We start from the raw sequence: 23312 nt of genomic DNA on the forward strand, positions 1-23312 counted from the left end.
TAACCCAGGCGTTTTTACTGCCTACAAGCCCTCATAGAAACTATTATCGTGAAATGGAGTGGGATCTCATGTCCAACCTGAGAGAGGAAGCACTGGAGCTTCACAGAAAACATCAAGGAAAATTGGAGGCAGTGACCAAGGTACCCGTTCGCAATGCTTACGATCTGAGTCTTGCCTATTCTCCAGGGGTTGCTGAACCTTGCAAAGATATTTTTGATGACAAGTCCAAAGTGTACGATTACACGATGAAAGGCAATCTGGTTGCAGTAGTCAGCGACGGTACTGCTGTACTGGGTCTCGGAAACATCGGACCAGAAGCCGCAATGCCAGTTATGGAAGGGAAAGCGGTTCTGTTCAAATCCTTCGCAGGCGTAGATGCATTCCCGATCTGCTTGAATACGACAGATGTAGATAAAATCGTAGAGACAGTTAAACTGCTCGAGCCTACTTTTGGTGGCGTGAACTTGGAAGATATCGCAGCTCCAGCATGCTTCGAAATCGAAGAGCGTCTGAAGCGCGAAACAAACATCCCGATCTTCCACGATGACCAACACGGTACAGCGATCGTTACAGCGGCAGGTCTGATTAATGCTCTGCGCGTGGTTGACAAAAAGCTGGAAGATATCCGCGTAGTAGCGAACGGTGCAGGTGCAGCTGGTATCGCGATCATGAAGCTTTTGATTTCCATGGGCGTTAAAGAAGTGATCATGGTTGATACAAAAGGAATCGTGTACGAAGGCCGTCCATTCGGTATGAACCCAGTGAAGGAACAAATGGCGAAAATTACGAACCGCAGCATGCTGCAAGGTGACCTGGCTGATGCAATGAAGGGCGCTGACGTATTCATCGGAGTATCCGTAGCTGGCGCTGTTACACAGGACATGGTTCGTTCGATGAACCGCTATCCGATCATTTTCGCTATGGCAAACCCAGTACCAGAAATCATGCCGCAAGAAGCAAAAGAAGCAGGTGCGGCAGTAATTGGTACAGGTCGTTCCGACTTCCCGAACCAAGTAAACAACGTACTGGCATTCCCGGGAATCTTCCGTGGCGCTTTGGATGTACGTGCAACAGAGATCAACGAAGAAATGAAGCTGGCTGCTGTATATGCAATCGCAGACCTGATCACACCAGAAGAGCTTACTGCGGATAAAGTGATTCCTTCCGCATTCGATCCACGAGTAGCTCCAAACGTAGCTGCGGCAGTAGCAAAAGCAGCGATGGAAACGGGTGTTGCTCGCATCACAGTTGATCCGGAAGAAGTAAAACAAAAGACGACAAAATTGACAGCTATCTCTTACCAAGAAGCGTAAAATACTCTTTATCGAGGCATCGACGACACCCTCCGCGAAACAACGTAGGTATTTTACAAACGTGGAGGGTGCTCCTCGTTGAAGGTACGAGTAAGGAGGATAATCGTGCTCGACTCTTCCCAAGATCGAAAGGTTTACGAAGGAATTCTCCTGCAACTTCATGAAATCATTCAGGAGCAAAACTTGCGGCCCGGGGACAAGCTGCCGTCTGAGCGAGAGCTGTCCGAGCAGCTGGGAGCAGGTCGTTCCTCTGTACGCGAGGCTCTTCGGGCTCTGGAGCTGCTCGGACTCATTGAGACGCGTCGCGGGGAAGGCACTTTCCTCAAGCATTACCGACACAATCGGCTGATCGATATTCTTGGCTTTTTTATCCTACGGGATACCAAAACCAAGAAGGACTTGATCGAAATGCGGCGAATGCTAGAGCTGGATGCTGTCCGCCTAGCCTGTAGACGGGCGACTGACAAGCATTTTGATGAAATGGAACGCATCCTGGCCATTGCAGAGGAAAGAGTAGCAAGAGGCGAGGTACCTGCGGAGGAAGACTATCAGTTTCATCGTGTCATATGTCGCTCCAGTCGCAACTCGATTCTGCATCGCATCTGGACGCCTTTGGTTGAGTACAGCAACAGTATTCGTATTGAATCACTGTCGCGCGAAGGCAGAGCGAGTGCAGCACTCGTAGAGCATCGACAGATTATGGAAGCCATTCGCGAAGGCGATGTGAACGTAGCATTAGAGCGAATGAAGCAGCATTTGGAGAACAGCAAGCTATAGTTTTCCCCCAATTTGCGAGGGGCGCTGGCGCTGTGATATGATGATGCAGACCTGTATTGGACGATTGAGGAGGAAGCCAGCATGTGGACGGTCATCTACATCGCTCCTAGCGCTAAAATTGCAGAACGGATACAGCAACGTTTGACAGATGAAGGGTTTTTGGTAAAGGTTCGCGAAGGCAAGGTCTCGAAGCAATACGAGATTCTCGTGCCGGAGAGCGAACTAAACGAAGTCCGGGATGTGCTCGGCACGATCCTTCACTGAAGAGAAAGGTGGGTGTACCTGTGCTTAAAGATCTTTTTGGGAAAAAGCGTAAATTCGCTACTGTTCCTTCAGAGACACTAGCACGTGTCCCTGCTTCCACCGACATTAGCAAGGAAGCGGGTACGAAAGAAAAGGAAGTCCCTGAGGGATTGATGAATAAATGCCCACATTGTGGGACGATTCACTACTCGAAGGATTTGGAGAAGAACCTGCGCGTCTGCAAAGGCTGTCAGTTCCACTACTCCATGTCCGCTCCAGAGCGTCTGCAAGCGCTTCTGGATGATGGGGTTCTGACAGAAGAATTTGATGCCAATTTGATAACAGCCAATCCACTCGGTTTTCCTGGCTATTTGGAAAAACTGGAGCAAGATATGGCCAAAACCAATTTGAACGAGGCAATCATTACAGGCGAAGGTCTCCTGAGTGGAAACCGCATCGTGATTGGGGTCATGGATTCTCGCTTCCGTATGGCGAGTATGGGATCGGTCGTCGGGGAAAAAATCACCCGCGCAATTGAGCAAGCGATCGAACGGCGTTTGCCTTTCATTCTGTTCAGTGCATCTGGTGGAGCACGTATGCAAGAAGGCGTATTAAGTCTGATGCAAATGGCGAAAACCAGCGCAGCGTTGTCTCGATTGGATCGCGAACGCTTACTGTTTGTCTCGGTCATGACGAATCCTACATATGGTGGGGTATCAGCCAGCTTTTCTTCGTTGGGAGATTACAATATCGCAGAACCAGGAGCTATGATCGGTTTTGCTGGGCGTCGAGTCATTGAGCAAACGATCCGTCAGGAGTTGCCAAAAGACTTCCAAACAGCGGAATTCTTGTTGGAAAACGGGCAACTCGATATGGTGGTACACCGTAAGGACATGCGAAATACGCTGTCCAAACTGGTAGAGATGCACACGTCTCGGGAAGGAGTAGAAACATGGCAGGCGAGCTCTCCTTTGAAAAGCCATTAGTAGAATTACAAGATAAGATTAAAGAATTGCGCCGTTTTACTGAGGAAAAGGGAATTGACTTCTCTGACGAAGTACAGCGACTCGAACAAAAATCAAAAGAGCTTGCTGAGCAAATTTACGGCAATTTGACTCCATGGCAACGCGTACAGCTGGCTCGTCATCCGGAACGGCCGACGACTTTGGACTATATACAACTACTTTTTACCGATTTCATCGAGGTTCATGGAGACCGTTTGTTCGGAGACGACCATTCGATTGTGGGTGGAATTGCCAAGCTGGATGGACGTCCGGTTACCGTTATCGGTCACCAAAAAGGGAAAGACACAAAAGACAACATCAAGCGCAATTTCGGGATGGCTCATCCAGAAGGCTACCGGAAGGCATTGCGTATCATGCAGCAGGCGGATAAATTCGGTCGCCCGATCATCTGCTTTATTAATACATCAGGGGCATATCCTGGAAAAGCGGCAGAAGAGCGCGGTCAGAGCGAAGCGATTGCTCGCAATCTGCGTGAAATGGCGACATTTGGCGTGCCGATTATTTGTATCGTCATCGGGGAAGGCGGAAGCGGCGGAGCCTTGGCGATCAGCGTAGGCAATCGCATCTATATGTTGGAGAATTCCTATTACTCCGTGATTGCACCGGAGAGTGCCGCTGCGATTCTGTGGAGAGACTCCAGCTTGGGCATGCGTGCAGCGGAGACGATGAAAATTACGGCACCTGATTTGTTGGAATTAGGAGTCATTGACGGAATTATTGATGAACCATTCGGAGGAGCCCATCGTGATTTGATCGCGCAGGCAGGAATGGTCAAGGCGGTCATAGCGGAACAACTAGAACAGTTGGGCCGTTTAACTCCAGATGAATTGATACAGGACCGTTACGAGAAGTTTAAACAGATCGGAGAATTCGCCTCCCTGTAAGAAACAGGGGGCGTTTTTTTCTTTTTTCTCCGAGGAAAATCTGCTACAATCGAAGTCGAATGAAAGAGTTATCAGAGCTTTCAAAAAGTATGGCACATATCTTCCGAGTGTATAACAGATATGAGGATTTGAGTGATACAGCATGTTTCATACAAAGTATGGTACATACTGTTTCCGTTAAATGACATGCTAAAGACGATACGATTGGAGAGGTGGATTCCATGCGGAAACTTGCAGTTCTCACTAGCGGTGGAGATTCTCCTGGAATGAATGCCGCAGTCCGGGCGGCTGTACGTCGTGCTCATTTTCACGAGGTACAAATGTTTGGGGTTTACCACGGATACGAAGGGCTGATGAGGGGAGATATCAAGGAGATGTCTCTGGGCTCTGTTGGTGATATTATCCAACGGGGAGGAACCATTCTCTACTCTGCTCGCAGTGAAGCGTTCAAGACGGAAGCCGGACAGCAAAGAGCGGTGGAACAATTACGTGTTCATGGAATTGAGGGTCTGATTGTGATTGGGGGGGACGGGTCGTTTCGCGGTGCACAGAAGCTGACCGAAAAAGGCTTTCCAACTATTGGGGTACCGGGTACGATTGATAATGATATTCCATGCACTGATTTCACGATCGGGTTTGATACCGCATTGAATACCGTTGTGGAAGCGATTGATAAAATCCGTGATACGGCCACCTCGCATGAACGTACGTACATTATTGAGGTAATGGGGCGAGATGCTGGCGACCTGGCATTGTGGGCAGGGCTTGCAGCTGGTGCCGAGTCCATTATTATCCCGGAAGCGTCGCAGGAGATGGACGACATTATTGAGCGTCTGCATGCTGGACAACGCCGTGGCAAAAAGCATTCCATCATCATTGTGGCGGAAGGGGTAGGAAGTGCCACTTCTTACGCTGAAGCGATCACGAAAGAGACAGGCTGGGAGACTCGCGTGACGGTACTCGGTCACATTCAGCGTGGTGGTTCCCCTACTGCGATGGACCGAATGCTGGCGAGCCGAATGGGTGCCGCAGCTGTCGATTTGTTGCTGGAAGGCAAGCAGGACCGAATGGTTGGGATTCAGAACAACCAGATCGTGGATGTTGATTTTCAGGAAGCATTGGCGAAAAAGCATCAATTGGATTTATCCATTTATCAATTGGCGCGCACGCTATCTATATAAAACTGACATTTTTTACGAGTGCTGAGGAGGCTTACATCCTATGTTAAGGAAAGCAAAAATTGTATGTACCATCGGACCGGCGAGTGAATCGGTTGAAACGCTGAAAAAACTGATCGAAGCAGGAATGAACGTAGCGCGTTTGAATTTCTCGCACGGTTCCCATGAGGAGCATGCAGCGCGAATTGTAAACATTCGTCAGGCATCAAAAGAAACTGGGAAGCCCGTTGCAATCCTGTTGGATACAAAAGGTCCTGAAATTCGCACGGGTACACTTGCAGTAGATGCAGTTGAGCTCGTAGAAGGAAATACGCTGATCCTCACCACTGAAGAAATAGCGGGTACCGCAGAGCGCGTCTCCATTACGTATCCAGAATTGCCTCATGATGTAAATATCGGTGATACGATTTTGATCGACGACGGTTTGATCGGGTTGACAGTACAGGAAGTGAGTGACACCGAAATCGTCTGCTTGATCAAAAACGGTGGAACACTGAAGAGCAAAAAAGGCGTCAATGTTCCTGGTGTCAAAATCAACTTGCCAGGTATCACAGAAAAGGATGCACAGGATATCGAATTCGGTATTGAACAAGGAGTCGATTTCATTGCGGCTTCCTTCGTTCGAAAAGCATCGGATATCTTGGAGATTCGCCAAATCCTGGAGCGCCATAACGTGCGTATCGATATTATCGCGAAAATCGAAAACCAGGAAGGCGTCGATAACGTAGACGAGATTCTGGTAGTAACAGATGGAATCATGGTTGCGCGCGGTGATTTGGGCGTAGAGATTCCGGCAGAAGAAGTACCACTTGTTCAGAAGAAGCTGATCAAGAAGTGTAACGAGCTCGCGAAGCCAGTCATCACGGCGACACAAATGCTTGATTCAATGCAGCGCAACCCACGTCCAACACGTGCGGAAGCGAGTGACGTTGCGAACGCCATTTTTGACGGTACGGACGCAATCATGCTCTCTGGAGAGACGGCTGCAGGTAAATACCCGGTTGAGTCTGTCGAGACCATGGTGCGTATCGCTGTACGTGCAGAGCAAGAGCTGAATTATCGCGAGATCTTGTATGCGCAAGCACAGCTCAAACAAGTGACGATTACCGATGCCATCAGCCAAGCTGTATCCAATGCAGCATTGGATCTGGACGCAGCAGCAATTATTACGGCGACCGAAAGCGGACACACAGCTCGCATGGTATCAAAGTTCCGTCCAAAAGCACCAATCGTGGCTGTAACGCCACATGAAGCGATTATTCGCCGTCTTGCACTCGTAAATGGCGTGTATCCGGTGAAGGGCGAAATGGCGAACACAACTGATGAAATGCTGGAGATGTCTGTTCAAGAGGCGCTTGATGCAGGCTTCGTTCGTCATGGCGATCTCGTTGTGATCACAGCAGGCGTACCTGTACGTGAAGTTGGGACAACAAACCTGATGAAAATCCACGTTATTGGCGATGTGGTAGCAAAAGGACAAGGAATCGGCCGAAAAGTTGTCACAAACAAGGTAGTGATTGCTAGATCAGCGGAAGAGGCACTGGCAAAGGTAGAAGAAGGAGCAATTCTGGTAACCATCGGTACCGACTCCGATATGATTGAGGCGTTTGGCAAGGCTGGAGCGGTGATTTGCGAAGAGGGCGGACTTACCTCTCACGCAGCCATCGTAGGACTGAATCTCGGCATTCCAGTCATCGTAGGAGTGCCATTTGCTACGGATGTATTGAAGGATGGACAAATCGTAACAGTGGATTCCGAGCGCGGGCATATTTACTCAGGACATGCCCGGATTCTGTAGGTAAAACTATTTATATTTCATGGAGAATGCTTCTGAAGGGTGACCAAGCGTCACCCTTTTTTGGCTTGTGTAAAAAGGAGAAGCCGACGAACTGCCTGATAAGTTTTACCAGATAACGGTGATTATTAGGTGGTGCAAAGCGAGTGGGAATCTGTTAAAATCGGTCGGTGGCTTTGTGTCAGGACGGATGAAATCCATACGTTCGGTGTTTCCAAATCATGACAGAATGGATGTTGTAGCGCTCGGTGACAGGAAAAGGCCGAACATAAAACGGTCTTTCTGTACGTCTAATGTTCGGGATTTTGTGTCAAGTGTTTTGTTTAGGGTAAACACAACATCTAGTATTGTCGAAAATTATTTCGCACAATATATAGGTAAAACTATTGAGTTTTACAGATAAAGATAGGTAAACTAGAGAGGAAAGATTTGAAGGAGGAACGATATGCTGGCGACTGAAACCGTATCCCGAACACAATTTTTGCGGGATGAATTCTTAGATCAATATCCTGATTTTCCGAACCATATGAGTCCTCTGGGACAATTTGTTTACTACCGTACTTATTCTCGTTTTGTACCGGAAAAAGGAAGACGGGAAACGTGGAAAGAAACTTGCCGCCGCTCGGTGGATTACAATATTAAGCTGGCTTATCAGCATTTGAACAAAATCGGAATGTACGCCGATTCTCGCGCAATGGAAAAAGAGGCAGAAGGTTTGTTTGACAACATGTTTAACCTTCGTCAGTTTTTGTCTGGCCGTACGTTGTGGGTTGGCGGTGCAGATAACGGCGTAGCGGATTTGTATCCGTTGGCGAACTTCAACTGCTCCTTCCTGAACATCAAGTCTTGGGATGACTTGGGAGATTTGTTCTACCTTCTCTTGGTAGGAACTGGCGTAGGCTTCAAATGCACGAAGGAAATGGCTGCTGGACTGGGCCCGATTCGCACGAATGTTTCGCTGCTTTCTTCTGAATACAGACCGCTGCCAAAGCATCAACGCCTAGAGCGTTCCGAGCTGAATGTACTGGATAACGGCTTTGCCAAAATTTATGTAGGTGACAGTAAAGAAGGCTGGGTAGAATCCCTCCGTCTCTACCTGCAAATTTTGACAGATTCGACTTACGAACACATTCACACCGTGAAAATTTCTTATAACAGCGTGCGTCCGAAAGGGGAGCGACTGAAGCGTTTTGGCGGTACTGCTAGTGGTCATGAGCCGCTTCGCGAAATGTTTGAAGGAATCGATAAGGTGTTGAAAAACCAAATCGACCAGCATTTGGCACCAATCGAGAGTGATGAAAAAGGATACGGTAAAATCCGTCCGATACATATTCTCGACATTGGAAACCTCATCGGAGCAAACGTCGTCGTAGGTGGCGTGCGACGTACAGCGGAAATTTTCCTCTTTGATCACGATGACTACGAGTGCATGCTGGCGAAATACGGCATCAACGGCTTCTGGACTGAGGATCAGCTGAACCATCACCGTCGTGTGGGCGAGCTGTTGGGAGAGCACAAGCCTGTATGGTTTGACAGCATCCAAAATGTCGGAGACGGACGTTTTGGTCTGGATCACCGCCGCATGTCCAACAACTCTATTGCCTTTACCAAACAACCGACCAAGCCATTCTTGAACCTCGTGTTCACCTTGATGCAATTGGAAGGCGAACCGGGCTTCATCAACCTGGAAGAAGCAAACCGTCGTCGCCCAAATGCAGAGGGCTTGAACCCTTGTGCAGAAATCCTGCTCGATTCTTATGGTGTCTGCAACCTGACGACAGTCAATCTGGTTGAATTCGTGAAGGATCGCGAGGATGGCTCCAAGTATCTGGATCTCGATGGCTTGCTGGAAGCACAACGCAAATCTGCCCGTGCCGGTCTGCGCATGACGCTGGTTACGTTGGAGCTGCCGCATTGGGATACTGTTCAACAGCGTGACCGTTTGCTCGGAACTTCCCTTACTGGTGTAAAGGATGCGCTGGCATCCCTTGGCTATACAGAAGAGCAAGAGCTCGAATTGTTGCGCCAGCTGGGCGATGCTGCTCGTGACGAGGCGAACCGCTATGCGTATGAGCTGCGTGTGAACTCCCCGCTCTTGGTAACGACCGTGAAGCCGGAAGGTACGCTGTCTCAGGTAGCTGGTGGTGTCTCCAGTGGTCTGCACTGGTCTCATTCGCCGTACTACATCCGCCGCATTCGTATCAATGCTGAGGATCCATTGGCAAAAGCGGTCCAAGCTCTTGGCTGGACAGTCAACCCAGAGGTAGGAACACCAGGCGAAACGTACGAAGAGCGCATGGCAAATGCACGTACACTCGTAATCGATTTCCCTGTGGCATCAGGGGCAGAAGAAACGAAGAACGAAGTAAGTGCAAAACGCCAATTCGATACGTACTTCCGTTTCCAGAAAGAATATACGGAGCACAACTCTTCGAACACCATTACGGTACGCAAGGAAGAGTGGGCAGAAGTAGAAGACATCGTTTACGATAACTGGGATAATTTCGTAGGTGTATCCTTCTTGCAATTAGATGGAGGAAACTACCAATTGGCTCCATATGAAGAGTGCACCAAAGAACAGTACGAGGAATTGAAGCAGTCCATGAAGCCATTTGATCCTGCGATTTTGCAGCAGTATGAAACCGGCGGCGAGGCTGATCTGTCCACGGCTGAATCTTGCGAGGGTGGAGCTTGCCCGATTCGTTAAGTGATCTGAATTATATAAGACAGGGGGAGGCTGCAAAAAGCAGTCTGCCTCTGTTTTTTTATGTGGCTGCGGTGGAGAGAAGAATATTTCCAGTCTAGGCTCCAGGCTCCGTCCTGCTGGGGGCTGGGACTGCCCGCTCCGAAGGAATCCGCGGGGAAACGCAAAAGTGGTAGCCGCTACGTCGCGTGGACACGGTTGCGTTTCTTTTGCCCGCGAATCCCTTCTCCGCTCGGTAGGACTCCACAAGTCGCTACGCCTGGAAATATTCTTCTCTGGCGTAATTGATGACATCTCTTCATTCACTTAAATCTTTAAAAGCCCGTTTAAACACGGGATAGCTCGTAGAGGAAACAGGAGAAATAAGCGAAGATCTTAGGGACACCGACCGAGACGGAATGCAAAAAGCGAAACACGCTCTTAAGCGTCCACCTCTGAGCTAGCACCCTGAATGGACCACTTTGGACGCGGTTTCGCTTTTTGCATGGAGGCGGGCAGAGGGTCCCCCAGCGGGTGGCCCTAGAATCTGAGCGTTTTCTCCTGTTTCCTCCCCACCACTACAGCCACGTATGATACTGGTCTTATATCAATGAGCCTCGAGTAGGGGGACTATGGTACAATCATGATATAGAGAAAGGAGCGATCCAAAATGACTCCCATTATTCATTCCCATCGATTGCGCGTCCGCTATGGCGAAACCGATCAAATGGGTGTGGTCTACCATACGAATTATTTGAACTGGTTTGAAGTAGGAAGAACAGAATTGATTCGCCATGCGGGAATCACCTATCGAGAGCTAGAGGAAAAAGGCGTACTTCTGCCTGTCACAGATGCGCACATCTCTTACAAACAGCCCGCCCGCTATGACGATGAAGTAGAGATACGGACGCGTGTAAAAGAGATCAGTCCTGTCCGTCTCACTTTTGCTTACGAGATTGTTAGATTGCCTGACCAACAGCTGTTGGTGTCAGGAGAGACGATGCATGTATTTACCAACGCAGCTTTGAAGCCGATTCGCTTGTCGCGAGCGGTGCCTGACATATACGATTGGTTGGACTCCCAGCATAAAGGAGGGGAATAGGCATGTTCCGCTTTTTTGCCATTCTGTTTGTCGTTGCATTTGGTTTAGAGCTCTGGGGGCTTATTACCATTGGTTCTTGGATCGGCGGCTGGAATACAGTTATGCTGGTCATTCTCACGGGGATCTTGGGAGCTTGGCTTGCGAAACAGCAGGGGATGCAAGTATTTCGCATGGTCCAGCACCAGTTGTCGCGTGGGCAAATGCCTACGGACTCGCTCATCGATGGTGTTTTGATTTTAATCGGCGGCATTTTGCTCTTGTTGCCTGGATTCGTCACGGATGTGATTGGACTGGTCTTCCTCATCCCGTACACAAGGATGATTATTCGTCATCTCTTGAAGCGCTGGCTGTGGAACTTCATCTCGTCTGGCCGTGTTCAATTGTTTTTCCGCCGCTAATCCACAGATATTCTCTATAAAAAGAACCGCTCCGAGCTATGTACAAGCTGCTCGCAAGCGGTTCTTTTTACATGAGGTCAGGTTTTCTTCCCGCGGATGTAGCCCCATACATCGACGAAGACGTTGGCTTTTACCAAAGCATTGATCAAGACGAGTGAAACAGGTCCGATGATCAAGCCCAAGAATCCGAACAGCTGGAGGCCAACAAACAGCGCGACCAGTGTCAGGAGCGGGTCGAGACCGACGTTTTCGGCAACGACTTTTGGCTCGATAATTTGACGGAAAATCAAGACGACCCCGTACAAAATGGACAAGCCGATGACCATTGTGTAATTGCCTTTGAAAAACATGTAGATGATCCAAGGGACGAATACGGTCCCTGTCCCAAGATAAGGCAAGAGATCGACCAAGCCCGTGATCAAGCCAATCGTAATCGCGTACTCGACACGCATGAACAACAGGCCAATAATCACAATGGCAGCGGTTAAGGAGATGAGAGTCAACTGCGCCTTGACGAACCCGAACAAGGCATTGCGCAAATCGATGAAAATTTGATCGAGACGGCTGTTTACTCCTTTTGGCAAAAGACGGCGAGCCCGCTCTTCCCAAAGAGCAAAATCTTTAGAGATAAAGAAGGCACCCATGATGGAAATGACGGAAACTGTTGCCATATTAGGAAGTGAGACAAGCAGGTTTTTCAATCCATCCAGGAATTTGACGATCAAGTTCTGCCCGACATTCGTGATAGTCGAGATCGCGCTGCCTACCGTATTGGTGAGCTTCTCTTGATATCCTGGATCTAGCTGATCATAAAACCACTGAATCTGATTGTACAGCCCCATTAAAAAGTCTTGAGAAATCGTAGTTTGCAAATAATGGGCCAGCTCCTGTGCAACGACTGGCAAGCGTTTGGCCAGCTCTCCGATTTCCACGACCGTTTCCGTGATAATCAGTGTGACCACTCCGCCGGCGAACAACATCAAAACCAAGAGCGCGATAATGACCGAAAGCCAGCGTGGAATCCGGAACTTTCTAGTCATGAACGTAACTGGTTTGTTGATGATGAGCGCAATGATTAAAGCGATTAGAAATGGGTACAGTAAGGGTGTTGCATGTTGGAATACCCAAATCCCTACATAGACAAGCAGGCAAACCCATAACAATCGAATGATTTGAAAGAGGCGCTCTACCCAGTTTTCCTGATTCAAACGATTTCTCCTTTCCGCCGCGAAGGTGCGAACCTAATACTGATATTTCTATTATGCAGCATGCCTGATAGATGGAGCAAGAATCGCGAAAAAACAAAACTCCGTTTCACCCTTCGAAACATTTTTTCGCTAACCTTATTCACAAAATCGCAATAATCTTTTATAATTGGGTCGTCTTAGTGGATTCTTTTCTCTCGCCTCTCCCCTTTCACGAGCGTCATTTTCATGTACGACCTTGTGAGGATTTGCGTGGATACATTCCCTGTCAAGAGTGGTGGATGAAAGAAACCGCTGCTTACAATTTCATAGATAAGATGTTCAAAAAGTCGTCTTTTTGGACTTGATCAGGGCGTTTATCAGTCATGGCGGACAAGCGAAGACTAGATAAGCACTACTACTTGAGTGGAAAAGGAGAGGGAGTTCTATGACAACTACTCGTGGACTTGAAGGCGTTGTTGCCGCTCAATCATCCATCTGTTCGATCGTCGATGGGGTTCTTTGCTATGGCGGGATCAACATCGATGAGCTGGCAGAACATGCAACTTTTGAAGAGGTTGTATATTTGCTCTGGCATGGAGCGTTACCGAAGCGTGATCAGCTGGACGCTTTGAAAAAACAATTGGGTGAAAATGCAGCAGTGGCTCAAGAAGTGCTGGAAAGCATTCGCCACTATCCAAAAGGCGTACACCCAATGGCGGCGTTGCGCACAGCTGTCTCTTCGTTAGCGCTCTACGACACAGAAGCGCAAGATATGTCTCCTGAAGCCAACTATCGGAAATCTATCCGTCTGATGGCACAAACTCCTACCTTGATCGCTGCTTACGAGCGTATGCGTAAAGGTTTGGAGCCAGTAGCTCCACGTGCAGATTTCACGATTGCACAAAACTTCCTCTACATGCTCACAGGCCAGGAGCCAACCGAAACAGCAGTTAAAGCGTTTGACGTTGCTCTGATCCTGCATGCTGACCATGAGTTTAACGCATCTACATTCTCTGCTCGCGTAACTGTTGCGACTCTGACCGACATTTATTCCGGTATCGTGTCTGCAATCGGTACGCTCAAAGGCCCTCTGCATGGAGGCGCTAATGAAGCAGTAGCGAAAATGCTGAACGAAATCGGCGGCATGGCCAACGTAGAATCCTACATCCGCACTAAGCTGGATAACAAGGAAAAAATCATGGGCTTCGGACACCGTGTATACAAAGACGGTGACCCACGTGCGAAATGGCTGAAAGAAATGTCTAAAGCACTGACCGCGCAAATCGGTCGCCCTGAGCTGTTTGAGATGTCTGTGAAGATCGATGAAATGATTTCCGGTGAAAAAGGACTGAAGCCAAACGTTGACTTCTACTCCGCATCTGTTTACATTTCACTCGGCCTCGAAACGGACCTGTTCACACCGATTTTTGCTATCAGCCGTATGTCTGGCTGGACAGCACACATCATGGAACAGTATGAAAATAATCGCCTGATCCGTCCTCGTGCGGATTACACCGGTCCGGTCAACCAACACTACGTTCCAATTGACCGCCGCTAAGAACTCGCTATTTTCGAGCGTGGAGGGCAGGTGGTCAGCCAAGCTGATCGCTCCTGAGCGCAAGCTTGAGAACTACCACAACTGAGTGGTAGTTCTCCTACGTCTGGAAATATTCATAATCACCAAATATATATAACACTGGAGGGATTTTTTGTGTTTAAAAACCTGACGCAACCAACTGTAGGCGAAAAAATTACTGTGGATAACGGTAAACTGGTAGTTCCAAACAATCCGATCATTCCTTTCATCGAGGGTGACGGTACTGGCCCTGACATTTGGAAAGCTTCTGTACGCGTTCTGGATGCAGCTGTAGAAAAAGCTTACAAAGGCGAGAAGAAAATCGCTTGGTTCGAGGTATTCGCAGGTGAAAAATCCTTCAACCAATACAGCGAGTGGCTGCCAGAAGATACACTGACTGCTGTTCGTGAATACCTGATCGCAATCAAAGGTCCTTTGACTACACCAGTAGGCGGCGGTATCCGTTCTATCAACGTAGCACTGCGTCAAGAGCTGGATCTGTATGCTTGCGTACGTCCTGTTCAATACTTCGATGGCGTTCCATCCCCAGTGAAACATCCTGAATTGACAGACATGGTAATCTTCCGCGAGAACACTGAAGACATCTACGCTGGTGTTGAGTGGGCTGAAGGTACTCCAGAAGTGAAAAAAGTTATCGACTTCCTGCAAAACGAAATGGGCGTGAAGAAAATCCGCTTCCCAGAAACTTCTGGTATCGGTATCAAGCCTGTTTCCAAAGATGGTACAGAGCGTCTGGTTCGTGCAGCGATCGAATATGCAATTGACAACAATCGCAAATCCGTTACCCTCGTTCACAAAGGTAACATCATGAAGTTCACAGAAGGTGCGTTCAAAAGCTGGGGTTATGCACTGGCTGAAGCAGAATACGGCGATAAAGTGTTCACTTGGGCACAATACGATCGTATCAAAGCTGAAGGCGGCGACGCTGACAAAGCACAAAAAGAAGCAGAAGCAGCTGGCAAAATCATCGTGAAAGATGTAATTGCTGACGCGTTCCTGCAACAAATCCTGACTCGTCCAGCTGAGTACGATGTAGTAGCAACCCTCAACCTGAACGGTGACTATGTATCTGATGCATTGGCTGCACAAGTAGGCGGTATCGGTATTGCTCCAGGTGCAAACATCAACTACCTGACTGGTCATGCGATCTTCGAAGCAACTCATGGTACAGCTCCGAAATACGCTGGTCTGGACAAAGTAAACCCATCCTCCGTGATCCTGTCCGGAGAAATGATGCTGCGTCACCTGGGCTGGAACGAAGCAGCTGATCTGATCATCAACTCCATGGAAAAAACCATCTCCGCGAAAACAGTAACATACGATTTCGCTCGTCTGATGGAAGGGGCACAAGAACTGAAATGCTCCGAGTTTGCTGACGCTCTGATTCAAAACATGTAAGATAGATTTGGGCACAAATTTTTACACTTACATTTTTGGAGGGGAATCGTTCATGGCATTCAACCGTAAAAAAATCGCTGTTATCGGTAGTGGCTTCACTGGTGCAACAACTGCATTCATTTTGGGGCAAAAAGAACTGGGCGACATCGTATTGGTTGACATTCCGCAACTGGAGAACCCAACAAAAGGTAAAGCGCTCGACATGATGGAATCCTCGCCAGTATTAGGCTTTGATGCAAGCATCACAGGTACTGCCAACTATGAAGACATCAAAGATGCTGATCTCGTCATCATCACAGCAGGTATTGCCCGCAAGCCTGGCATGTCCCGCGATGACCTGGTTAACACAAATGCTGGCATTATGAAATCTGTTGCAGAGCAAGTAAAAACATATGCACCAAACTCTATCGTGCTCGTACTGTCCAACCCAGTTGACGCGATGACGTACACCTTCTTCAAAACGTCCGGCTTTCCAAAAGAGCGCGTAATCGGTCAATCCGGCGTTCTGGATACAGCCCGCTTCCGTACCTTCGTGGCGATGGAGTTGAACGTATCTGTAGAAGACGTAACGGGCTTCGTTCTGGGAGGTCACGGTGATGACATGGTTCCTTTGGTTCGCTACTCTTATGCTGGTGGTATTCCATTGGAAAAATTAATCCCGAAAGACCGTCTGGATGCGATCGTAGAGCGTACCCGCAAGGGCGGCGGCGAGATCGTAAACCTTCTGGGGAACGGTTCCGCTTACTATGCACCTGCGGCTTCCTTGGTACAAATGGCTGAAGCCATCATCAAGGACAAAAAACGCATTCTGCCATCCATCGCTCTCCTGCAAGGAGAGTACGGCTACAACGATCTCTACCTGGGTGTACCGACTCTGCTCGGCGCAAACGGGATCGAAAAAGTGATCGAATTGGATCTGACTGCCGAAGAGAAAGCAGCGCTCGACAAATCTGCTGACTCCGTACGCAGCGTAATGGCTGTTTTGAAATAAGATCAATACATGTAAGACGCCTTTCTTTGGGGAGGCGTCTTTTTTCTTGTTAAAGTGGCTCTAGTGGGGGAAGAAGCGAATTTCCAGTCTGCGCTTCGGCCTCCGCCCCGCAAGGGGGATTGACTGTCCGCTTCAGAATAAATGGCGGGAGCGCTTCAAACGTAGATGTTTCGAGGAGGTAGTCCATGAGTGAAGCTGAAATTCCCCGCCATTTATTCCTACGCTGAGATGGGCTCCAGAGGCGCTTGGACTGGAAATTCGCTTCTTCTACGCAGCTTTTGGCTATTTATAAAAAGCGCTCAAGGAAAAAACGTGTGGGTTAATACGTTTAATCTCTGGAAAATTTCTTTGAGTCCACTTGCAAAACGTAGTAAAAGCAATACATACATCCACAGCTGTCCGAAAGCACTGTCACATGTTTGGAAGGAGACCGCCCGAACGTAGAGAGGATATAGGCGACTGGAAAACATGTGGCAGGGCTTCTCCCGACCACAACAGTTAGAAGACCTTTTTCATGTAGATACCTTTACCTAAAAGAGGAATACTATTGCCAACCAACTAAGTTCTATGTGTCCAACAGCATGTCTTTACAAAAAAATTACTTGTTTTCCGCAATGAGCATTGGCAGACTGAGTATTGTAGAGAGAAGTATTTTTCAGGGGACGTAGGTTAGAAAATCGAGCGCAAGCATTGCAACGCTAGGGGGAAACAGACAGATGATCAAAGTATTGGTAGTGGATGACGAAGCTTCTATTGTAAAGCTATTGCAATTTAATCTTGAAAAATCAGGATTTCAGGTCGTGACTGCTTTTGACGGTAAACAGGCCTTGGAAATGGTGAAGAGCGAGCAGCCAGATTTTATCATTCTTGATTTGATGCTTCCCAAAATGGATGGAATGGATGTATGCAAAACCTTGCGTCAAGAACGCAATAATACGCCGATCTTGATGCTTACAGCGAAAGATGATGAGCTCGACAAGATTTTAGGACTTGAGCTTGGTGCTGATGATTATTTGACAAAGCCTTTTAGTCCGAGAGAAGTAATTGCCCGCGTGAAAGCCATCCTGCGCAGGTTTCAGAACACGCCAGAAGCGGCTACAGCGCCTCAAGAGGTGTTGCTCCAATTTGGAGATATTCGCATCTACCCGGAGAAGTACGAGGTGTTTTGCAAAGACGTCAAGGTCGAGCTGACGCCAAAGGAATTCGAGTTGCTCAACTATTTAGCGAGCCATCAAGGACGTGTACTGACGCGCGATCAATTGTTGAACGCTGTTTGGAACTACGATTTTATCGGGGATTCTCGAATCGTGGACGTGCATGTCAGCCATTTGCGCGAAAAGCTTGAGGATGACACGAAGAACCCGAAATACATCAAAACAGTTCGCGGATTAGGATACAAACTGGAAGGATAACGGAGGATTTACCTTGACTCGCTTTCGAATCAAACTCACTTTGACTATTTTGGGTTTAATCTCTCTCGTACTATTGGTGATGGGGATGTATTTTGCCAAAGTACTGGAGAATTCCTACCTCCAATCACTGAATGAGCTATTGTCCCGCGAGTCGAAGCTCATCGCTCAGGCTGTCCGTTTCCCGAATGTCTTTACCGATAAGGCGACGTTAGCGGATCGGGTCACACAAGTAGCGCCAACGGATGAAGTACGGATCACCATTATCGACAAGGATGGTCAGGTGATGTACGACAACTCCTCCCACACGGAAGAGATGGAAAACCACCATGACCGACCGGAGATGAAGGCAGCGTTACAAGGAGAAACAGGGATTTCCCGCCGTTTCAGTGAGACGCTCGGCTATGACATGATGTACGTTGCAGTACCTGTTGAACTGAACAACGAAATATTCGGTGTTGTTCGTTCAGCGATGTCGATGAAAGATATTACCGATACGATCCACAAAATGTGGTACAGCTTACTCACTGGTTTACTGGTTACTTTGGTAGTCGGATCGATTGTCGTTTCTCGCATTTCCTTTTCCATTATTCGTCCGATCGAGGAGATCACCCGGGTAGCCCGCAACATTACACAGCGCCAATATGAGAGCCGTGTGAGAATCAAAGCAAAGGACGAGATCGGTCAGCTTGCAGGAGCGATTAACTTCATGGCATCGAGCCTGGAACAGCAGATGTACGAAATCTCGGAGAATCAGCAGCGCCTGGCAGGGGTGCTGACCAATATGACGAGTGGCGTGATCTTCATTTCAGAACAACGTCGGATCATGCTGGTCAATCCAGCCGTTGAAAAGCTGTTGGGCACTGCTGGACATGAGATCGTAGGGAAGCTGCATATCGAGGCAGGCAAAAGCTTTGGGCTCAGCCAATACATCGACAGGTGCCTCGACAGAAGCGAGAAGTTCCGCCAAGAGGTGCACATCTATTACCCGCAGGAGCGCATCCTTGACGTGAATTTTGCTCCCTATATTAACTTCAAGGGGGAGTCGAGGGGTGTGGTCGTGGTGCTGCATGATATCACTGACATTCGCCGCCTTGAGAAGATGCGCAGTGACTTCGTAGCAAACGTATCGCATGAGCTACGCACGCCGATTACCTCGATCAAGGGCTTCACGGAGACCTTGCTTGAAGGGGCGATGCAGGACGAAGAAACATGTCGCAACTTCCTGCAAATCATTTCGGATGAGAGCGAGCGGCTCTACCGAATGATCCGCGATATTTTGGATCTTTCCAAAATCGAGCAAAAGCGAATCCCATTGCATCTGAGTCAGGTTCACTTGCAGGATTTGATCAGCTCGGCAGTTGCTATCATGCATGATCAGGCACAGCGCAAGGAATTGACGATCACGCTCCCTTCACCTAAGCCAGATATTTGGCTGATGACGGATAAGGATTGCTTGCAGCAGATCATCTTGAATTTGTTGACGAATGCGATCGCCTATACGCCAGAAGGTGGAAAAATCAACGTTAAGACAGAAGCAGACAACGAAAACATCACCATTCAAGTCATGGATACCGGGATCGGCATTCCAGAAAAGGAACTCACGCGTATCTTTGAGCGGTTTTATCGCGTAGACAAGGCCCGCAGCCGCGATTCAGGTGGAACAGGTTTGGGCCTCGCAATTGTGAAGCATCTCGTGGAAAATTTGCACGGACATATTAGTGTGGAGAGCAGGGAAGGGAGAGGGACAACCTTCACCGTTACACTTCCCCTTACCTAAGACAACAACTGAAAAAACATTTACACAAACAAAATAGTAGCTTTACTTCTACAATACAATCGCCTTGTACCATTTGACATGTCAGACACTAGAAGGGGGAAGAGGGAAATGTCACGGCACGCTTTTGAAGAACAGCAGGATGTACTGCACCGCAAGCTCATGACGATGGGCACGTTGGTGGAAGAAGCCATTCATAAATCCATTAAGAGTCTGGTTGAGCGGGATGCCCAACTAGCTGAACAGGTTATCGCAAGTGATCCTGTGATCAATGAGCTGGAGCAAGAAATACAGAGCGATTGCTTCCGTCTCATTGCGCTGCAACAGCCAGTCGGAGGTGACTTGCGACGCTTGGGAACAATGTTGAAGCTGGTGACGGATTTGGAGCGAATGGGTGATCATGCCGTTTCCATTGCCAAGACGACCCGACGCTTGATGGCGGACCCATACGTGAAACCCCTCATCGATATTCCGATGATGGCTGATCACGTCAAGGCGATGGTGCGAGATTGCTTAAATGCGTATATTGCACGTAACAAAGAAGCGGCAGAAGAGATTGCCTCACGCGACGACATTGTTGATAAATTGTACTCCACGATTTTCCATGATCTGATTGAATTGATGACGAAAAACAGTCAGGCCATTTCGCAAGGAACGCATTTGCTCTTGGTCGCGCAATATTTGGAGCGGATTGCCGATCATGTTACGAACATCTGCGAATGGATTATTTATATGTCTACTGGTAAAATGACGGATTTGAATAAATAATACCCGAATAACAAAAAGCCGCTGTGAGCTATGAATATTAGCTGGCAGCGGTTTTTTTACGGTTGTAGACAGACGCCTATTCTCCCTTTTGTGCATACAATACATCGATTCAATGGCAGCTAGAAGAAGTACAGGAGGGAAAGGCAATGACCACAAAAGTCCGCCATATATATGCCGCAGGGAATACTGCGCGAGGATACAAGACGTTTTATGACTCCGTATTGGAAGGCTTGGAGCGCGTCTATATTTTGACAGGGACAGTGGAAGGAATTACCTCACCGCTCATAGAGGCGATTGGGAATCAAATAGCACGAGAGACAGATGAAGTAGAGTGGATTCATTCGCCTTTTGTGAACGGGCAGTTTGATGGTGTTATTTTTCCAAAGTATAAAGTGGCGATTATGGATGGAAGCTATCCACGGATTTGGAGACCCGCTTCTCCGGGTGTAAAGGAAATTCAGGTTAATTTGCAGTCGATGGTCAACATTGATCAGCTAGTGGATGACAAAGACCAGATTGCCAGTTGGTACGAAGAGATTTTTAGGAAGAGTGAAGAGGCGTATCAAGCTTTTGGCGAGGCGCTGCGCATCCACGATGAGTGGGAGGCTCCCTACATTGAGCACCTCAACAGAGAAGAAGCCAATCGCGTCACGGAAGAAGTAAAAGCCTTGTTCTTCGGAGAGGAGCAACTGGAAAAGAAAGCAAAGGTACGGCGTATGTATTTGGGGGCAGCGACACCGCAGGGGCCCGTAGATCATATCATGAAGCTGACGGACCATTTGGAGAAGCGCTACTTTATCAAGGGCAGACCAGGCTCTGGCAAGTCCACTATGCTGAAAAAGTTGGTGGAGGAAGCCAAAACACGCGGCTTTGACGTGGAAGTGTACCACTGTGGACTAGACCCGCACAGCCTTGATATGGTCATTGTTCCTGAGAAGGGCCTCGCTATTTTTGACAGCACCGCACCCCATGAGTATTTTCCAAGCAAAGATACAGATGAGGTTATCGATATGTATGAACGGGCAATTGAACAAGGTACAGATGAGGTATATGAAGAAGAATTAATGGATATTCAAGTAAGATACAAGCAAAAAGTGAAAGAAGCAACGGCGAATCTTCTCGCTGCCAAGGAGCTGCGCGACCAGTTGAACAAAGCTTACCAGGAAGCGGTGGACCAGCAGCGACTAAAGGCAGTTACGCAAGCGATTGTCAGCAGACTGACGAAGATGAGCTAATCGTATTCGAGTCGTAGAATGAAACCCGTTCGACTGCTCATACTACAATAACGGAAGATGATCGTTGTTGGAGAATGGAGGTGAGCAGCCGGATGGGTTTTGCTATGACGTTGGCTCTGTTACTGTTAATCAATCCCCTCGACCCAACGAATTTTTTGCAGATAGAGATGGAGGGCAAGACGGTAGCTATGCTCAATCGGGCTGATTATTCTCTTCCCTTTGATGGCGTTCCTTTAGTCGATGACAGCAAGCTTGCGCGAATGGTGGAAGAGATGGCAAAAAAAGCGTACATCGAGCCAATCAATGCAACGATTAATAACGCCGGGGCCATTGTTCCAGAAACCAAGGGAAGAAGGTTAGATGACCTGGCATTTCGCGCACGTTTTTACGATTACTTTTACGGTACGGGAGCCGCAAGCATGAATGTCAGCTACAAGGAAGTATTCCCGAAGGTAGACAAAGCACTGTTGAGTCAGGTTCGGAAAAAAAGAATCGGGCAATATGCGACCTATTTCAATGCAGGCAACCGAAATCGTGTACACAATATCAAGCTCGCCTCGCAGGCGATTAATAACTACGTGGTATTGCCAGGAGAAGTTTTTTCTTTTAATAAGGTAGTAGGCAAGCGTACGAAAGAAAAAGGGTATTTGCAGGCGCCTATCATAGTCAGAGGAGAGCTGTCGGAAGGCATCGGGGGAGGAATCTGCCAAGTGTCGTCTACGTTGTTCAATGCGGTAGACCAGGCAGGTTTGCACATTGTGCAGCGCTATTCTCACAGTCGAAACGTAGCGTATGTACCTCCAGGTCGGGACGCAACCGTGAGCTGGTACGGTCCTGATTTTGTGTTTCAAAACAAATACGCCTACCCGGTCTTGATCCGTGCGATCGCGAGCAACGGAAGCATGTACGTGACGGTTCACTCTTTTCCAGAAATGGAGCATGAGCCACGAAATGTACCCAGCGTACGCCGCGCGACCCCTGAGGAAGCACCGAATGCTCCATCTATTTTGAATGGAAATGGGCCGACAATTCCTTAGAGATGTGTCGGTTTTTTTGTCGCTTGGGTACGAGGCTGCGGTGGGGAGAAGAATATTTCCAGACTAGGCTCCAGGCTTCGTCCTGCTGGGGGCTGAGACTGTCCGCTCCGAAGGGATTTGCGAGGAAACGCAAAAGTGGTAGCCGCTACGCCGCGTGGGCACGGTTGCGTTTCTTTTGCCCGCAAATCCCTTCTCCGTTTAGTAGGACTCCACAAGTCGCTACGTCTGGAAATATTCTTCTCTGTCGTGACTGATTACATTATTCAATCTGTTAAGGCATTTAAAACCCGTTTAAAACGGAAAGCTCGTAGAGGAAACAGGAGAAATAAGCGAAGATCTTAGGGACACCGCCCGAGGCGCAATGAAAAAAAGAGAAACAAGCCCTTAGCGTCCACCTCTGAGAAACCTCTTGAATGGACGACTTTGGACGCGGGTTTCGCTTTTTTTCATGGAGCCGGGCAGTCAATCCCCCAGCGGGTGGACCTAGAAGCTGGAGCGTTTTCTCCTGTTTCCTC

19 protein-coding genes are annotated in these 23312 nt (G+C 48.3%); 18 read left to right on the top strand and 1 reads right to left on the bottom strand.

Annotation, left to right across the window (positions count from 1 at the left end):
* The first annotated feature begins 68 nt into the window (after window positions 1-68).
* The 10 genes from ystJ (at window position 69) to C7R94_RS04720 (ending at window position 11398) form a co-directional block, all read left to right on the top strand.
* The gene (gene ystJ, locus C7R94_RS04675) at window positions 69-1313 is read left to right on the top strand and encodes an NADP-dependent malic enzyme (RefSeq protein ID WP_106778671.1); all 1245 of its coding nucleotides are present in this window, start codon (window positions 69-71) and stop codon (window positions 1311-1313) included.
* Between the two features lie 105 nt (window positions 1314-1418).
* Entirely contained in the window at window positions 1419-2090 is a 672-nt protein-coding gene (locus C7R94_RS04680) for a FadR/GntR family transcriptional regulator (protein WP_047070614.1), read from the top strand.
* A gap of 81 nt (window positions 2091-2171) precedes the next feature.
* The gene (locus tag C7R94_RS04685; protein ID WP_047070615.1) at window positions 2172-2354 is read left to right on the top strand and encodes a glutamate decarboxylase; all 183 of its coding nucleotides are present in this window, start codon (window positions 2172-2174) and stop codon (window positions 2352-2354) included.
* A gap of 20 nt (window positions 2355-2374) precedes the next feature.
* A complete protein-coding gene (gene accD / locus C7R94_RS04690) occupies window positions 2375-3319 on the top strand; it encodes an acetyl-CoA carboxylase, carboxyltransferase subunit beta (RefSeq protein WP_106778672.1) in 945 nt (314 codons plus the stop codon).
* Complete coding sequence (gene accA / locus C7R94_RS04695) at window positions 3286-4242, top strand: acetyl-CoA carboxylase carboxyl transferase subunit alpha (RefSeq protein ID WP_047070617.1); 957 nt, start codon at window positions 3286-3288, stop codon at window positions 4240-4242. Before accD ends, accA begins: the two co-directional genes overlap by 34 nt.
* Before the next feature lie 221 nt (window positions 4243-4463).
* Window positions 4464-5423 carry a 6-phosphofructokinase gene (gene pfkA, locus C7R94_RS04700; RefSeq protein ID WP_106778673.1) on the top strand — a complete coding sequence of 320 codons (960 nt, stop codon included), beginning with the start codon at window positions 4464-4466 and terminating at the stop codon, window positions 5421-5423.
* A gap of 40 nt (window positions 5424-5463) precedes the next feature.
* Entirely contained in the window at window positions 5464-7218 is a 1755-nt protein-coding gene (pyk, locus tag C7R94_RS04705) for a pyruvate kinase (RefSeq protein WP_106778674.1), read from the top strand.
* Between the two features lie 442 nt (window positions 7219-7660).
* On the top strand, window positions 7661-9922 hold the full coding sequence (gene nrdJ, locus C7R94_RS04710) for a ribonucleoside-triphosphate reductase, adenosylcobalamin-dependent (protein WP_106778675.1): 2262 nt from the start codon (window positions 7661-7663) through the stop codon (window positions 9920-9922).
* A gap of 646 nt (window positions 9923-10568) precedes the next feature.
* Entirely contained in the window at window positions 10569-11000 is a 432-nt protein-coding gene (locus tag C7R94_RS04715; RefSeq protein ID WP_106778676.1) for an acyl-CoA thioesterase, read from the top strand.
* A 2-nt stretch (window positions 11001-11002) separates the two neighbouring features.
* Window positions 11003-11398, top strand: a complete 396-nt coding sequence (locus C7R94_RS04720; RefSeq protein ID WP_106778677.1) for an FxsA family protein — start codon at window positions 11003-11005, stop codon at window positions 11396-11398.
* A 77-nt stretch (window positions 11399-11475) separates the two neighbouring features.
* Here the strand turns inward: C7R94_RS04720 and ytvI are convergent, their stop codons facing one another.
* On the bottom strand, window positions 11476-12606 hold the full coding sequence (ytvI, locus tag C7R94_RS04725) for a sporulation integral membrane protein YtvI (protein WP_106778678.1): 1131 nt from the start codon (window positions 12604-12606) through the stop codon (window positions 11476-11478).
* A 424-nt stretch (window positions 12607-13030) separates the two neighbouring features.
* Here ytvI and citZ point away from each other — a divergent pair, with 424 nt between their 5' ends.
* The 8 genes from citZ (at window position 13031) to C7R94_RS04765 (ending at window position 22797) form a co-directional block, all read left to right on the top strand.
* Entirely contained in the window at window positions 13031-14143 is a 1113-nt protein-coding gene (gene citZ / locus C7R94_RS04730; protein WP_048031704.1) for a citrate synthase, read from the top strand.
* A gap of 153 nt (window positions 14144-14296) precedes the next feature.
* The gene (gene icd / locus C7R94_RS04735; RefSeq protein ID WP_106778679.1) at window positions 14297-15580 is read left to right on the top strand and encodes an NADP-dependent isocitrate dehydrogenase; all 1284 of its coding nucleotides are present in this window, start codon (window positions 14297-14299) and stop codon (window positions 15578-15580) included.
* A gap of 52 nt (window positions 15581-15632) precedes the next feature.
* A complete protein-coding gene (gene mdh, locus C7R94_RS04740) occupies window positions 15633-16571 on the top strand; it encodes a malate dehydrogenase (protein ID WP_047070624.1) in 939 nt (312 codons plus the stop codon).
* A 716-nt stretch (window positions 16572-17287) separates the two neighbouring features.
* On the top strand, window positions 17288-17983 hold the full coding sequence (locus tag C7R94_RS04745) for a response regulator transcription factor (protein WP_106778680.1): 696 nt from the start codon (window positions 17288-17290) through the stop codon (window positions 17981-17983).
* 13 nt (window positions 17984-17996) lie between these two features.
* Window positions 17997-19760, top strand: coding sequence for a two-component system histidine kinase PnpS (gene pnpS, locus C7R94_RS04750; protein WP_106778681.1), 1764 nt, complete (start codon window positions 17997-17999; stop codon window positions 19758-19760).
* A 108-nt stretch (window positions 19761-19868) separates the two neighbouring features.
* Window positions 19869-20525, top strand: a complete 657-nt coding sequence (phoU, locus tag C7R94_RS04755) for a phosphate signaling complex protein PhoU (protein ID WP_016738714.1) — start codon at window positions 19869-19871, stop codon at window positions 20523-20525.
* A gap of 146 nt (window positions 20526-20671) precedes the next feature.
* The gene (locus C7R94_RS04760) at window positions 20672-21760 is read left to right on the top strand and encodes a PRK06851 family protein (RefSeq protein ID WP_106778682.1); all 1089 of its coding nucleotides are present in this window, start codon (window positions 20672-20674) and stop codon (window positions 21758-21760) included.
* Window positions 21761-21852: 92 nt separating this feature from the next.
* Window positions 21853-22797: a VanW family protein gene (locus C7R94_RS04765; protein WP_106778683.1), complete on the top strand. Its 945-nt coding sequence runs from the start codon at window positions 21853-21855 to the stop codon at window positions 22795-22797.
* Window positions 22798-23312: the final 515 nt, after the last annotated feature.

Source organism: Brevibacillus sp. NRRL NRS-603, from assembly GCF_003013445.1.
Taxonomy (GTDB): domain Bacteria; phylum Bacillota; class Bacilli; order Brevibacillales; family Brevibacillaceae; genus Brevibacillus; species Brevibacillus formosus.